This window comes from Flavobacterium chryseum, from assembly GCF_004362015.1.
GTDB lineage: Bacteria > Bacteroidota > Bacteroidia > Flavobacteriales > Flavobacteriaceae > Flavobacterium.
This window is the reverse complement of sequence record NZ_SNWW01000002.1, coordinates 450571-466044: the sequence shown is the minus strand read 5'-3', so window position 1 is coordinate 466044 and position 15474 is coordinate 450571. Positions and strand designations below refer to the sequence as shown.

The window sequence follows — 15474 nt, the reverse complement described above, 5'->3', positions numbered from 1 at the left end:
TAAGAATATTTATGTAAATTATTGATAATAAGGATTATATTTACAATAGAGAAAATTGTGGTTTCATAAAAATTAAAACTTGCAATGATAAAACTTTTAAAAAATAATTACTTTCAGAATAGATTTAAAATCTTTGGATTGTTGTTTTTTATACCGTTCGCTTTAATAGCACAAAAAGATTCAATAACTACAGAACTTTGTCCGCCAAAAACATTATTTGAAATATTCAAAAAAAAAGATTCTATCTACGTTGTTAAACCCATTAAAAACAGTTTTTTTCTCGTCATTCCAGTGATTGGTTCTCAGCCTGCGACAGGATTTGTTTTTGGCGCCGTTGCCCAATATACTTTTAAAGGAAAAGAAAAAGCAGCAAAGTATTCGATTGCAAATCTCGGAATAACCTATACCACTAAAAAACAATGGTTGGTGAATGTCAAGAATAATATTTTGCTAAAAAATAATAAAGTATTTCTAAGCGGCGATTACCGATTGTATATCTTCTCGCAGCCTAATTATGGTTTAGGAACTAATATTATTCCCAATCGAAGAGAAAATGACAATTTTAGTATCGATTCTATTGCACAGCCAATGGATTATAATTATTTCAAATTTCACCAGACGGTTTCTTTTGAAGTTAGGAACAATTTTTATGTTGGCGGCGGAGTTAATATTGACTGGTATTCAAGCATTAAAGACAATGAACTCGATGTGGCAAACGGAAATTTGACCTATCATTATAATTACAGTCAAAAATACGGGTTTAATGATTTAGAATATTTCTTAACCGGAGTGAGCCTTAATTTAATTTACGATTCAAGAGATAATCAGGTCAATACCAATCGCGGTTGGTTTGCCAATATCAATTACCGTTTTAATCCCGTTATCTTTAAAAATCAAGGATATAGCAATGTTCTTTACACAGAATATCGAAATTTTATTCCGGTCTCTCAAAAAAACGACAGATATATTCTGGGAATTTGGGCTTACGGCCAATTCGTAACAAACGGAAAAGTTCCGTACTTAAACTTGCCCGCGATTGGCTGGGATCAGCGGAGCAGGAGTGGAGAAGGTTACACACAAGGATTATTTCGGGGAACAAATTTAATTTATCTTTCTACAGAACTCAGGTTTCCAATTACTTGCAATCAAATGTTAAGCGGCACCGTTTTTACCAATTTTGTCACCGCAAGCAATCCTGAAACGAACACAAAACTTTTTGAATACGTACAACCTGCAATAGGTGTTGGTTTGCGTATTTTAATAGACAAGGCCACAAGAACAAACTTAATCGTCGATTATGCCTGGGGAAACAGGTCTAAAGCCTTCTATTTAAACGCCGGCGAAACGTTTTAAAACAAGACTTCGGCAATAGTTTTAAGGTAAAAAAATATAAAATTCAATTTTCTTACTTTAAATTGTTTTCTTCATAATAAATTCATAATTCTAAATTATTGTAATTCGTTTTTAAAAGGCAATCCCTATTTTTGTTAATAATACCATTTTCCAATGAAGTTACTTATAGTCGAAGACGAACCCAATCTGTTATCTATTTTACGGAAAGGATTCGCTGAAAATAACAATGAAGTAAGTGTTGCTCTTGATGGCAAAACGGCTTTAGAAATGATTGAGAATTATAGTTTTGATGTCGTAATTTTAGATGTAATGCTGCCGGATATTAACGGAATCGAAATTTGCAGAAGATTGCGCGCCAACAAAAATTTTGTTCCCGTTTTACTTTTAACAGCTCTCGGAACTTCAGAAAATATAGTAACAGGTTTAAATGCCGGCGCAGATGATTATGTGGTAAAACCGTTTAAATTTGGCGAACTCGATGCCAGAGTAAATGCTTTGAACAGAAGAGCCAATCAGGAAACGGAGAAAGTAGATACAATAGTTATCAGCGATTTAGAAATTAATGGAAAAGCCAAAACAGTAAAAAGAGAAGGAGAATCGATTGTTTTGACTGCCAAAGAATTTAAATTATTGTATTATTTAGCCAAAAATACAGGCAGAATTGTTTCCAGAGATCAGATTTTAGATAATGTTTGGGACATTAATTTTGATATGAACACCAATGTTGTGGATGTTTACATCAATTATTTAAGAAAAAAAATAGACAAACCTTTTACAACCAAACTTATTCATACCATGAAAGGTTTAGGTTATGTTATACAGCCATAAAATGGATATCAGAAAGAAAATTACTTTTACATATGTTGCCCTTTCTACCTTTAGTACGCTGTTATTGTGTATTATAGTTTTTGTATTATTTCGTGAAAATAACAGATATCACTTTTTAAAACGGTTAGAAGACCGGGCAAAAATTGTTTCTTCGATACATTTTCAGGACGATCGCGAAAAGATAAAATATTACAGTAATCTTAAAAAAAACGGCCTCGAAGAACTTATTGAAGAAGAAGAATATGTTCTTAAAATAAACAGTGCCAATAGTTTTGATTACAATACAAAGTTAAATTTACCAAATTCATTTTATTCTAATATTCTGGCAACAGGAAAAGATTATTATGAAATTGACAGCAAGTATTATTTAGGTCAGGTTTTTACAGAAAACAATCAAAAATACATTGTAATTGTTGGCGCTCGTGACCGAAGAGGAAAAACGACATCAATTTATATTCTTAAAATATTAGTTTTTGGCGGAATTGGTTTTATATTTTTGGCCTTCTTTTTAGGACGATTTCTGGCTAAACGTGTCATAAATCCCGTTGCAAGAATTACAAAAGAAGTGAATAGAATCAGTGCCTCAAACCTTCATAACCGATTGCCGGAAGTGAAGAACTCGGATGAAATCTCAGATCTGACTGCAACTTTCAATGATATGTTAGACCGACTTGAAACTTCTTTTGAAATACAGGCTAATTTTATTAATAATGCTTCTCACGAATTAAAAACACCTATTACGACCATAATTGCGGAGTCTGAAATTATGCTTTTAAAAGAAAGAGCAGTTCCGGAATATATAGAATCTTTGCAAAATATTTACGGTCAGGCTTCAAGATTAGGAAATTTAACCGAAAGTTTATTAAAGCTAACCCAAACCGGTTACGACGGAAAAAAACAAGTGCTGGATATTGCCAGAATCGATGAATTATTAATTGAAGTAAAATCTGATTTAGATAAAATTTATCCGGATAATCGCGTGAGCATCAAACTTAATTTCGCTCCACGAGATTCTAATCTGCTTTTAATTCCGTGCAATAAACCGCTTTTAGAATTAGCGCTTAATAATATTATTACAAACGGCGTAAAATACTCTGATAACAACGAAGTTTTCGTAACGCTTTCGGCAAATAGCGAGTGGATTAAAATTTCCATAAACGATATCGGAATCGGAATTCCGCCAGAAGATATTCCGCATTTATACGAACCTTTTTTTAGAGGAAAAATTGCTGCCAAATATATAGGTTACGGTTTAGGGCTTCCTTTAGCTTCTAAAATTATCAGAATGCACGACGGTGAAATCCAGGTACAATCAGAGCAAAACAAAGGAACCATTGTAACCATTGTTTTTAGAAAAGACAATACCAAAAAAGCCAACATTAGAAAATCTAATGTTGAATCTTAGGAAATTCTAATTTTAGATTAAGACCCTTCTAATTTACGGGATGTTATTTTGTATGTATAAACTAAACAATTATACTTATGAAAAATTTCCTTATACCTACCACATTAGAAGAAGATACAATTAATGCTGTAAAATCAGCTGTAAATCAGGCAAAAAACAACAATTGCGAGATTATCTTAATGATGGTTTCTGAAACTCCGGATGCTTTTTCTTCTGTACAGTTTTTACGTGAAATGAGAACTTCGCTAACCTCAAGCCAGGAAGAAGTACTTGAAACTTGCCGATATATTATAGAACATACAGCCAATTGCAAAATAAAAGTGCACAATCAATACGGAATTTCGGCACCTATTTTTAAAGGAATTATTGATGCATTTGATGTAAAATTAGTTGTTCTTACAAATTCATACAAACAAGAAACAAAGCGAATTCACCAGCATTTAGTAAAATTAGCCGGAAACCAAAAATGCCCTATTTTACATTTAGGTTCAGAAGTTGTGAAAGACGATTTCAATAAAGCACTATACATCGAAAATGCCAAAGCAAATATGCATGTAAAAGATGTGCAGCAGTTTTTAAGCCAAAATTTCTCTTATGAAATTGTAAGCCAAACCGCCAATTTTGATGACAATTACGAACAATTTGCCCCTTATTTATCTGAAGCAATTTCGAAATACGACATCGATTTGTTGGTAGAAACACGTAAAGGCGAAAAAATAAATTTCAAAAAAACTAAAAAGGAAAATAGCAGCGATAAACTAGGACTTCCTGTTTTATCACTTTACGAAATGGCGTAAAACGCAACTAAAAAATAAGTTTAATTTAAAACCGAAAATATGTTATTAAAGAAAAGAATTCCAATGAAGTACGTTCTCGGGAAAATTAAAGTAGAATTAGGACTTGTGTTAGCTTACACAATTTTGTTTGAAATTTTCCACAATTATTTTATAAACCTTCCTGTAGATATTCCAATTGCAATACCAACAATGATTGGTACTATTATCTCTTTATTATTAGCTTTTAAGTCGAATCAGGCTTACGACAGATGGTGGGAAGCACGAATTGTCTGGGGTGCGATTGTAAACGATTCCAGAACATTAATCCGTCAGGTTTTGACTTTTTATAAAGATCCTGATTTTTCTGTTGAAGCAAGCGAGTTCAAAGAAAATTTTGCAAAAAGACAAATTGCATGGTGTTACAGTTTAGGTCAGTCATTAAGAAACAGAGACGCCATAACACCAATTGAAGGTTTAATTAGTGAAGAAGAATTGCGTTTTATAAAAAACCATCAAAATGTCCCAAATGCTATTTTAATGCTTCACGCCAAAGACCTTCGAAATGCCAGAAATACAAAGCATATCAATATGTATCAGCAAGTAGAAATTGATAATACGTTGTCGAGATTATGTGACGCAATGGGTAAATGCGAGCGAATTAAAAATACAATTTTTCCAACAACGTACAGCATGTACATTAGATTAACCTTGTGTTTGTTTATTTTGCTATTGCCTTTCGGATTAATCAGCGTATTAAGCTGGTTTGCAATTCCGTTGATTACCGCTATTGCAGCAGCTTTCTTTTTAATTGAAAGAATGGCGATTCATTTGCAGGATCCTTTCGAAAATAGAGCAACAGATACACCGGTAACCGCTATTTCGAACACGATTGAAAAAAATATAATGCAGATGCTAAACGAATATCAAAGCGAATTTGATATCATTAAAGAATTTAATCTTAGTACTGAACCTGTAAAAGTAGATAAGAATACCTATTATGTTTTATAATTAATATTAGTCAATTTACTTGTTGGCCAGGCAACGCATTTATTTGTGTTGTCTGGTTTTTTTATTTGCTGTAATTCCTGCAAGGTTTTTTCGAACCTTGTAGGTATGACATTATATTCAATACCTACAGATTAGATTTATGTTATGAACTTTTTCGCCACGAATTACACGAATTTTCACGAATTTTCTAATTATACTGATTTGTGAAAATTCGTGTAATTCGTGGCAAACTTTTTTTAATAAGAATGAAGCAATCTGCCCAGAGTTTGAATCGATTGTCGTAATTCATTTGTCCACGGCAAGCCAAAACTCAATCGCATGCAATTCGAAAACTGATCCTGAAAAGAGAAAATACGACCTGGCGCAATGCTAATGTGATGTTTCATAGCCAAATGATAAAAAGCCGCCGTATCTATTTTTTTATCTAATTCGATCCAAAGAAAAAAACCGCCCTGAGGCTGACTTACTTTTGTTCCTTTCGGAAAAGATTCTAAAACCGTATTAATATAATTATTGCAATTGTGAATCAGTATCTGGCGAATTTTGCGAAGATGGTTTTCATAACGTCCGTTTTTCAGGAAATCGCCCACAACTTCGTGTGTAATAGTAGGGGAGGAGAGCGTATGGTAAATTTTATTTCGTAAAATATCCTTTTTAAATTTCCCAGGAGAAACCCAGCCCACGCGATAACCGGGCGCCAAAGTTTTAGAAACCGAACTGCAGCAAAGTACAATACCGCTTTCGTCATACGTTTTGCAATTCGTTGGTCGGCTTGTGCCAAAGTACAAATCGCCATGAATATCGTCTTCAATTAACGGAATATTATAAAACTCCATCAATTTTACGACTTCTTTTTTATGTTCAACAGGCATCATACTTCCCGACGGGTTGCTAAAATTACTCATCAACAAACAAAGCTTTACTTTTTTAGTTGAAAGCGCTTTTTTTAAGGCTTCTAATTCTATTCCCGTTGTCATATTCGTGGGCAATTCCATAATATATAATCCCAATGATTTTGCCAATTGCAAAACACCAAAATAAGCAGGACTTTCTGTAATAATCGTATCTCCCGGTTTTGTTAAAGTCATTAAACAATGCGATATTGCACTTGTACAACCCGGAGTGGTAATAATATCTTCTTCTGTTAAAGATCCGCCCCAGCTAAAAGACCAGCGCGCAATTTCTTTTCTTAAATTCAAATTACCCTGCACTTCCTCATAACTTGTGCCGCTATTAGACAGCTGACGCATCGCCTGAACCATTCCCTTGTTTAATTTAGCAATGGGCAAAAGTTCATTCGAAGGAAAACCCAAAGACAGCATCGTAATGTTTTTATCTGTCATATTGCCGTAAACCTGATCGATTAAATCCTCACGATCAACATTTTCACATCTTAAAATTGGACTGCTCGAAGAAGGTTCCGGAATCGTTCTGGCCGAAATATTACTTACATAATAACCGGATTGCGGTCGTGATTCAATTAAAGATCGGCTTTCGATTTCATAATAAGCCTTACTAACCGTGCTCATGCTGTAGCCTGTTTCAGCAACCACTTCACGAATAGATGGCAGTTTATCGCCAACATTCAAAACCCCCGATTTTATTTGCTTTTCAATCCGATCCGCAAACTGCAGATATAAGTAATTTGAATTTTTCATAAAAAAACTGTTATGGTGCAATTTACAAAAACTGTATCTGTATTGCTGTATTATTTTTTAGAAATTTGCTTTAGAAGATTTAAACCAAAAACCAACTTCCGTGAAAACAACAAAATACTACATCGCCGCGATAACCGCCTACACCATTTGGGGATTCTTTAGTTTGGTTTTAAAACCAATTCACGATTATCCTTCATTAGATATTTTATTCAACCGCGTTTTTAGCTGTAGTATTTTAATGTTATTGATTGTTATTGCTTTCAAACGAAAAAAAGTAAAAGAAACAATTGAGATTTTTAAAGCATTGCCACTAAAAGAAAAGCGAAAAACGATTCTGCTAAACATCGGCGGAAGCATTTTTCTAACTTCAAACTGGTTCACCTTTATTTATGTAATGAACCATGTTAGCGTAAAAGCAACTTCTTTGGCGTATTTGGTTTGTCCAATTTTAACGACTTTGTTGGCCTATTTTCTTTTGCATGAAAAACTTAGTAAAACACAATGGGTTTCTGTAGGTTTGAGTATTTCAGGCTGTTTATTATTGTCTTACGCCGATATTATGGATATGGTTTTCAGCATCGTAATCGGACTTACGTATGCCTGTTATTTAGTAAGTCAGCGTGTGAACAAAGGTTTTGATAAATTCATTATACTAACATTTCATATCACATTAGCCGCTCTATTTTTATTGCCGTTTTATCCGGCTTACAGCGGTCCCGTTCCAACAGAATTTAGGTTTTATTTCTGTATTGAAACCATTGCCATATTGTTTACTATTTTCCCGCTATTTCTTAATTTATATGCCCTTTCAGGTATCAATTCATCAACAGTCGGAATGCTTTTAAATATTAATCCAATGATTGCTTTTGCATTAGCAGCTTTTGTATTTCATGAAGAAATAGGAGCATTGCAAATTGTAGCATACAGCATTATTTTTATAGCCGTTTTAGTCTTCAATTCGCATCTTTTTGTCTCATTGAAACAAAAATATATTCCGGTTTCAAAATAGTTTTTTTGCCACGAATTTCACTAATTTTCACTAATTAATATTTCGGTGAATTACACAATTAAAAAAATAATTCGTGATAATTATTGAAATTTCCGGCAACATTTTCCATAATCTTCACAAGATATCTAAACAGGAATGAGCGTTTTTATTCCTGCTTTTTTAGCGCATTTCTGTCTGGTCAAGTTTAATAAAATCAGTTATGAATTTCACAACATTTCCATTTTTGTCGTAACCAACATACCTTGCATAAAGTCCGTCTCCTGAACCAGAAGAAAACATTATTATATTTCCATTTGAGTTTGCTGGTTTAAAATTTGCCCACTCTTGCTCTTCATCTAGAGGGCTTACAGTGGTATGTTTGTTTGTTGAAAATTTAGGAGCTAGTACATCACTGTAAAAATTAGCATTTTTATCTTTACTATAAAAATCTTTAACTTCCTGTTCATAAATTTTGTAAGTTTCAAAATCTGTAAAACAACTCAGTCCGTTTTCTACGGGATAGTAACCATTCATTTTTCTTTCAAATTCGTCTGCTAGTAAATTTTCTTTAATTAATGAAAATTCCCAATATGCTGGAATTTCATCTTTAATAACCAGTTCCGAATATGCTATACGCCCTTTGTAATCTTCCTCTAAACCAAAATATAAGAAAACAGGATATTTTCCTTTATTAATAATCCAACTCTGAGGAAGCCCCAATTCCATATACATTGGATCCGTACAAACTATTTTACCAGTTGTAACAGTAAGCTCATCTGCTAAAAAACGATCATAATATTTGTTATTTTTTAAATCATTAAAATCCGAATAATTAAACTTTGTTTTCTCACCATGTATATTTTGAGAAACAATTTTATGTATTGTATCTTGTTTTGATTGGAGCTTAAAATTTTTATTCTGTTGTTTATTATTGCATGAAAAAAGTGTCCAGAATGAAGCCATAATTAGTACAATATGTATTTTATTCATAAAAAAGTTTTGGAATAAGGTCCAACTAATTAGATTGTCAGAATAATTTTTAATCATAACAAATATATCTTTTTAGAATAGTAATTATTATATCAATTCTTTTTATTTATGTGAGTTGTTTAATAAACTGTAATTCGTTATTTATTGTATCATGTTTTACAATTTAATTAACGAATGATTAATTACTTTAATAATTAAAATTTATTAATTTAACCAAAGCTAAATTATAGTACTAATTATGAAAAATACCAAACTTCAAGCCTTTATTCCATTGTTTTATTTAGTATGGTCCGATGATTTGTTAACCCAAAAAGAGTTTACAACCTTGCAGGAATTTATTCGTGCTCAAACGTTACTTTCGCTGGAAGAAAAACAATTGCTGCTTTCGAAAGTAGACATTTCAAATCCGCCTTTGCGAAATGAACTTGCCCAATGGAAACTGGATATTAAAAAAAGCCTTAAAAATAAATCCTCTATAAAATCAATTTTTGATATCGCCGTAGCACTTTCAGAAAAAGATTTAGATATCTCATCCTTACAATCCGATTTCACAAAATTAGAAAACGATTTGGGCGTTTTAGGCGAAGAAGTAATTCAGAATTTTAAAACGAAAGAAAGTTCGTTTACATCGAATTCGCAAACAACATCTAATTTTGATATTCAAAAAATAACACAACTTCTTGACGGAAAAGAAGCTGCGATAATCAAAAAAGTAAAATCGGTCATTTCAAGACCTGAATTTGCTTATGAAACTTCTACAGATATCAATGTGTATCGTCAAACCGTATACAATTGGTGTAAAATTTTAGCAGAAGAAAATCTCGGAAATATGGCCTATCCAAAACGATATGGCGGAGGAGAAAACATCGCCGATTATTTTGCGATTATGGAAACCTTAAGTTACCACGATTTAAGTTTAGTGATAAAATTTGGCGTTCAGTTTGGACTTTGGGGAATGAGCGTACAATCGCTTGGAACCGAAAAACATTACGCTAAATATTTAAGTGATATTGGTTCGCTAAAAATTCCCGGCTGTTTTGCCATGACCGAAACCCATCACGGATCGAACGTAAAAGGATTAGAGACGACAGCAACATACAATCATAACGATCAAACGTTTACGATTCATACACCGCATGAAAAAGCGCAAAAAGAATATATTGGTAACGCAGCCGTTCACGGACAAATGGCAACCGTTTTTGCAAAGCTTATTATAAACGATCACGATTATGGCGTAAATGCATTTGTGGTTCCGTTGCGCGATCCAAACGGAAATACGTTAAAAGGTATTACAATAGGCGATTGCGGCCATAAAATGGGATTAAATGGTGTTGATAACGGAACAATTCGTTTCGATCAGGTTGTGATTCCGAAAGAGAATATGCTCGACAGATTTGCCTCCGTAAATGATAAAGGAGAATTCGAAAGCCCGATTCCGAGTGATAACAGACGTTTCTTTACGATGTTAGGAACTTTGGTTGGAGGAAGAATCGGAATCCCGCGCTCGGCTTTGGCGGCAGCAAAATCTGGATTAACAATTGCCATTCGTTACAGCGATCAACGCCGACAATTTGGTCCCGAAGGCGGATCTGAAGTTCCGATTTTAAATTACAGAATGCACCAACGCCGTTTACTTCCGCATTTAGCGAAAACCTACGCGGTTCATTTTGCTTTGCAATACCTTACGAACCGATTCCTGAATAAAACCGAATCAGAAATGCAAGAAATTGAAGCTTTGGCGGCCGGTATGAAATCCTATTCGACCTGGAGCACCAGAGATATTTTGCAGGAATGTCGTGAGGCTATTGGCGGTAAAGGTTATTTATCTGAAAACAGAATAGATGATCTAAAAAATGACACTGAAATTTACACGACTTTTGAAGGCGACAATACGGTTTTAATGCAATTGGTGGCTAAAAATCGCTTGTCTGAATTCAGAAAAGCATTTGGAGAAATGGGATCTTTCGGAATCATTAATTATGTGTATGAAAATGCAAAAGCAGCAATTGCCGAGAAAAACCCAATTGCAACAAGAAGGGCAGATGATGAACATTTGCTGGATTCAGAATTTCATTTACAAGCATTTATCCACAGAGAAAAAACAATTTTGGCATCTGCGGCGAGACGTATCAAAAAACTAGTTGATGGAGGTTTAGAGCCTTATGACGCGTTTAATGTGGTTCAGCATCAAATGATTGATGTAGCTCAGGCTTATTTGGAAAGAATTGTGTTAGAACAATTTCAGGCAGCAATAAAAACAGTTGAAGACGAAAATTCAAAAGTTATATTAACCAAGTTGTATCAATTATATGCGCTTTCGCAAATAGAAAAAAATAAAGCCTGGTATCTCGAAGACGGTTATATGGAAGCGGTAAAAACCAAAGCAATCCGCAAAATTGTAAACCAGCTTTGTTGGGATATTCGCCCGGATGCCGTTGCGTTGGTAAATGCTTTCGATATTCCGGAGAGTTGTCTTGCAGCGCCAATTGCTGTTAATTGAGAATATAGAATATAGAGAATAGATTTTTTTAAGAGCTTTGTCAAAGTTTAAACTTTGACAAAGCTCTTTTTTTTACCCAAAGTTTGTCATTTCGACGAAGGAGAAATCACACTAGAAACTCTGCAAACAAAGTCGCTAATCTTTATCGATTTACGAGTGTGATTTCTCCTTCGTCGAAATGACACAAAAAAGCTTTAAAAAAATAAAGACAAAGTTGTCATTCCGAGAAACAAGGAATCTCCGCAAGAGGCTCTCCAAAGATTGGCGATTTCATTTGTAGAGTTTCTTGCGGAGATCTTTCCTTCGTCAAGATGACAAAAAAACGTTGTGCAAAAAACACAAAACACAGAATGAACTTGCATCACTTATATGGTTTAAAATAAACTACCAATTTCCCTTCAAACCTTCTTTCAGCGCGTTGTTATATTTCTCCAAATCAAAACTATACAAATCCGGAGCTTTGTGTGCGCCGCCTTTTCTTGATTCGTCTAATTTGGTAAGAATATCGTAGCGAAGTATTTTTCGGTAAAAATTGCCACGATTTAGTTTTTTACTTAAAATAGCCTCATATAATTTTTGAAGTTCCGGCATCGTAAACTTATCAGGCAAAAGATTATAACCAATTGGGTGATTGTTTAATTGTTCCCGAAGCGTAAGCAAAGCTTTGTCAAAAATGGTTTTGTGATCCATCATAAACGGCGGCAAATCCTCAATAGATTTCCATTCAACCGCACTCGAATATTGGTCAATAATCAATTTCACTTTAGAATGTTCTGCCAGAGCATAATAGCCAATCGAAACGAAACGCTGTTTGTTCCAAATACTATCATCATACGCTTCAAAAGCACTTTCAGAACGTTTTAGATTTCCAAAAGTATAAAATTGCTGCAGGTAAATATTTTCTGTTCCGGTTCTGTCTTTTAAAATTCGAATAGCCGCATCATCAACATTTTCCTCTTTTTCTACATATCCTCCCGGAAGTCCCCAGGAATCCTGATCCTTCATTTTTACCGTTAAAACATGCAGGGAATTTTTATGAAAGCTAAAAATAACGCAATCAATTGAAAGTGTCGGAATGTATTTTTTAAACGATTCCTCAGATTGCTGTTCAAGTAGTTTCTTAAATTCCATTGTATTGATTTATTTTCAAATTTAGCCTTTTTGAAAATTATAAATCACTTAAAATCTTCAAAATTTTATTTGTTTCCTTTAAAATCAATGCTTTTGAAGGTTTTTATACTTTGATTAATCTTTACTTAAATATTTCCCTGATTAGGAATATGTTAAGGTTAGTGCTTTCTGATTATCATAAATGAAAATTTAACCAATTTTATTTGCTGATATGAAAAAAAGTAATTAATATTGCTTCATAATGAAGCAATGAAATTATTAAATGTTGCAACTTTACTATTTGTCAACCACATTTTAAATTTTCACTTATGAAAAGAACAATTATAAAAACAGCGCGAGTATCACTTTTGACTGCATTGGTACTTTCTAACGTATCGTGGAATACAATTTCAAACGACGAAACGAATCCACCGGTTTTAACTATTAAGGGATTTACTTTTAAAGATTTTAACAGAAACGGAAAATTAGACCTTTGGGAAGACACGCGTCTTTCTGAGAATCAAAGAATTGATGCCATTATCAAAGAAATGACGAATGCAGAAAAGGCAGAACTGCTTATCGGAACCGGAATGCCAGGAATCGAAGTACTTACTGGTCCTATTGGAGATTCTAAACAAGGTTTGGTTCCCGGAGCGGCGGGCGGAACTGCTGCTTTTGAACGATTTGGAATTCCTGCAACTGTTGTGGCCGATGGCCCTGCCGGTTTAAGAATTCAGCCAACAAGAGATAATGATACAAAAACCTATTATGCAACGGCATTTCCGGTTGGAACAGCTTTGGCTTCAACTTGGAATAAAACGCTTTTAGAAGAGGTTGGAAAAGCGATGGGGAATGAAGTAAAAGAATATGGCGTTGACGTTTTATTGGCACCGGCTTTGAACATTCACAGAAATCCTTTAAACGGAAGAAATTTCGAATATTATTCTGAAGATCCGTTGATTTCAGGCAAAACTGCGGCAGCGATTGTTAACGGAATTCAGTCTCAGGGAGTTGGAACTTCTATCAAACATTTTGCTGTTAATAATGAAGAAACCAACCGTTTGACAATCAATGCTCACGTTTCTGAAAGAGCGATTAGAGAATTGTATTTGAAAGGTTTTGAAATTGCGGTAAAAGAATCACAGCCTTGGACGGTAATGTCTTCGTACAACAAACTAAACGGCGAATACACTTCTGCCAGAAAAGATTTACTGACTCAGGTTTTAAGAGAGGAATGGGGCTTTAAAGGAATTGTGATGACCGACTGGTTTGGAGGTTTTCCTGGTTTTGAAAGCATTCAAAATGGTTCCAGTTCTGATGTAGTAAAACAAATGAATGCCGGAAACGATCTTTTAATGCCGGGAATTCCGGTTCAGAAAAAAGCATTGCTAGAAGCATTAAATTCAGGGAAATTATCTCAGGAAGTTGCCAATGCAAACGCGAAAAGAATTTTAGAATATATCTTCCGTACGCCAACTTTTGCAAAATATAAATATAGCGATAAACCCAACTTAACTAAAAATGCTGAAGTAACAAGAAACGCCGCAGTGGAAGGAATGGTTTTGCTTAAAAACGAAAAAAACACATTGCCGTTTGCTGACAAACAGAAAGAGGTTTCAGTATTTGGAGTTACTTCTTATGCCTGGATTACGGGTGGAACAGGAAGTGGAAGCGTGAATAATAAACACACCGTTTCTCTATTAGAAGGTTTAACTGCAGCAGGTTATAAATTAGATAAAGAACTGGTCGATTTGTATAAACCCTACGCTGATAAAGAAGTTGCTGCTGAAAAGGAAAGAAGAAAAGAAAAAGGAGTTATGGCTTTGCCTGAAAGACTTCCTGAATTGAAAATGGACGATGCTTTTATTGCTAAAAAAGCAGCAAGTTCTGAAATTGCATTTGTGACTTTAGGAAGAAATTCAGGAGAATTCAATGACAGAGTTGTTGATAATGATTTTAATATCGCAACAGAAGAAATTGAAATGCTGGATAAAATTTCGAAAGCTTTTCATCAAAAAGAAAAAAAAGTAGTGGTTATTTTAAATATTGGCGGCGTAATCGAAACAGCATCCTGGAAAGATAAAGTAGATGCCATTTTATTAGCTTGGCAGCCAGGTCAGGAAGGCGGACATTCTGTTGCTGATGTCGTTTCAGGAAAAATAAATCCGTCAGGAAAACTTACTATGACTTTCCCTGTAAAATATACTGATACGCCGTCGGCGAAAAACTTCCCTGGAATTCCTGCTGATAATCCGAAAGAAGTGACTTATGAAGAAGGTGTTTATGTTGGATACCGTTATTACAATACATTCAATGTAAAACCATCGTATGAATTTGGTTTTGGAAATTCGTACACAACATTTGATTATACCGATGTAAAATTGAGTGCTCCAACTTTCAAAGATAAATTGACAGTTTCAGTTACAGTGAAAAATACCGGAAAAGTATCTGGAAAAGAAGTCGTACAAGTGTATCTTTCTGCACCATCAAAATCTATTGATAAACCAAAAGAAGAACTAAAAGCTTTTGGTAAAACCAAAGAATTAAAACCGGGAGAAAGTGAAACTTTAAAACTGACTTTATCACCAAAAGATCTGGCTTCCTTTCTTGAAAACAGAAGTGCATGGGTTGCAGAAGCAGGAACTTATAAAGTTTTAATTGGCGCTTCATCTGAAAATATTAAAAAGACAGCTGAATTTTCGGTACCAAATGAAATAGTGGTTGAAAAAGTAAAAAAAGCTTTTGAATTAGATGCTAAATTTTCTGAATTAAGACCTTGATTTATAGTTAATTAATTGGTTTAAAAAAATTATTGTTCTTAAATAATTTCACTTAAATATTCTAATTGAATACATAAG

At 34.0% G+C, this 15474-nt stretch carries 11 protein-coding genes; 8 read left to right on the top strand and 3 right to left on the bottom strand.

Going from position 1 to position 15474, the window contains the following annotated elements; genetic code table 11:
* Positions 1-84 precede the first annotated feature (84 nt).
* The 5 genes from EV143_RS05755 (at position 85) to EV143_RS05735 (ending at position 5370) form a co-directional block, all read left to right on the top strand.
* Entirely contained in the window at positions 85-1353 is a 1269-nt protein-coding gene (locus tag EV143_RS05755) for a BamA/TamA family outer membrane protein (RefSeq protein ID WP_133507015.1), read from the top strand.
* Between the two features lie 153 nt (positions 1354-1506).
* Positions 1507-2181 carry a response regulator transcription factor gene (locus EV143_RS05750; protein ID WP_133507014.1) on the top strand — a complete coding sequence of 225 codons (675 nt, stop codon included), beginning with the start codon at positions 1507-1509 and terminating at the stop codon, positions 2179-2181.
* Between the two features lies 1 nt (position 2182).
* Positions 2183-3586, top strand: a complete 1404-nt coding sequence (locus EV143_RS05745) for a sensor histidine kinase (RefSeq protein ID WP_133507013.1) — start codon at positions 2183-2185, stop codon at positions 3584-3586.
* 77 nt (positions 3587-3663) lie between these two features.
* Complete coding sequence (locus tag EV143_RS05740) at positions 3664-4383, top strand: universal stress protein (protein WP_133507012.1); 720 nt, start codon at positions 3664-3666, stop codon at positions 4381-4383.
* Positions 4384-4422: 39 nt separating this feature from the next.
* Entirely contained in the window at positions 4423-5370 is a 948-nt protein-coding gene (locus EV143_RS05735; RefSeq protein ID WP_133507011.1) for a bestrophin family protein, read from the top strand.
* A 236-nt stretch (positions 5371-5606) separates the two neighbouring features.
* Here EV143_RS05735 and EV143_RS05730 read toward each other — a convergent pair whose 3' ends face one another.
* Positions 5607-7028: an aminotransferase-like domain-containing protein gene (locus EV143_RS05730; protein WP_133507010.1), complete on the bottom strand. Its 1422-nt coding sequence runs from the start codon at positions 7026-7028 to the stop codon at positions 5607-5609.
* 100 nt (positions 7029-7128) lie between these two features.
* On the opposite strand from EV143_RS05730, the gene EV143_RS05725 reads away from it, so the two are divergent.
* Positions 7129-8037: an EamA family transporter gene (locus EV143_RS05725; RefSeq protein WP_133507009.1), complete on the top strand. Its 909-nt coding sequence runs from the start codon at positions 7129-7131 to the stop codon at positions 8035-8037.
* Positions 8038-8196: 159 nt separating this feature from the next.
* Here EV143_RS05725 and EV143_RS05720 read toward each other — a convergent pair whose 3' ends face one another.
* Positions 8197-9006, bottom strand: a complete 810-nt coding sequence (locus EV143_RS05720; RefSeq protein WP_166638120.1) for a DUF4241 domain-containing protein — start codon at positions 9004-9006, stop codon at positions 8197-8199.
* A gap of 238 nt (positions 9007-9244) precedes the next feature.
* On the opposite strand from EV143_RS05720, the gene EV143_RS05715 reads away from it, so the two are divergent.
* On the top strand, positions 9245-11506 hold the full coding sequence (locus tag EV143_RS05715; protein WP_133507007.1) for an acyl-CoA dehydrogenase family protein: 2262 nt from the start codon (positions 9245-9247) through the stop codon (positions 11504-11506).
* A 384-nt stretch (positions 11507-11890) separates the two neighbouring features.
* Here EV143_RS05715 and EV143_RS05710 read toward each other — a convergent pair whose 3' ends face one another.
* The gene (locus EV143_RS05710; RefSeq protein WP_133507006.1) at positions 11891-12637 is read right to left on the bottom strand and encodes an NUDIX hydrolase; all 747 of its coding nucleotides are present in this window, start codon (positions 12635-12637) and stop codon (positions 11891-11893) included.
* A 308-nt stretch (positions 12638-12945) separates the two neighbouring features.
* Between EV143_RS05710 and EV143_RS05705 the strand changes: the two genes are divergently transcribed.
* Positions 12946-15396, top strand: a complete 2451-nt coding sequence (locus EV143_RS05705; protein WP_133507005.1) for a glycoside hydrolase family 3 N-terminal domain-containing protein — start codon at positions 12946-12948, stop codon at positions 15394-15396.
* Positions 15397-15474: the final 78 nt, after the last annotated feature.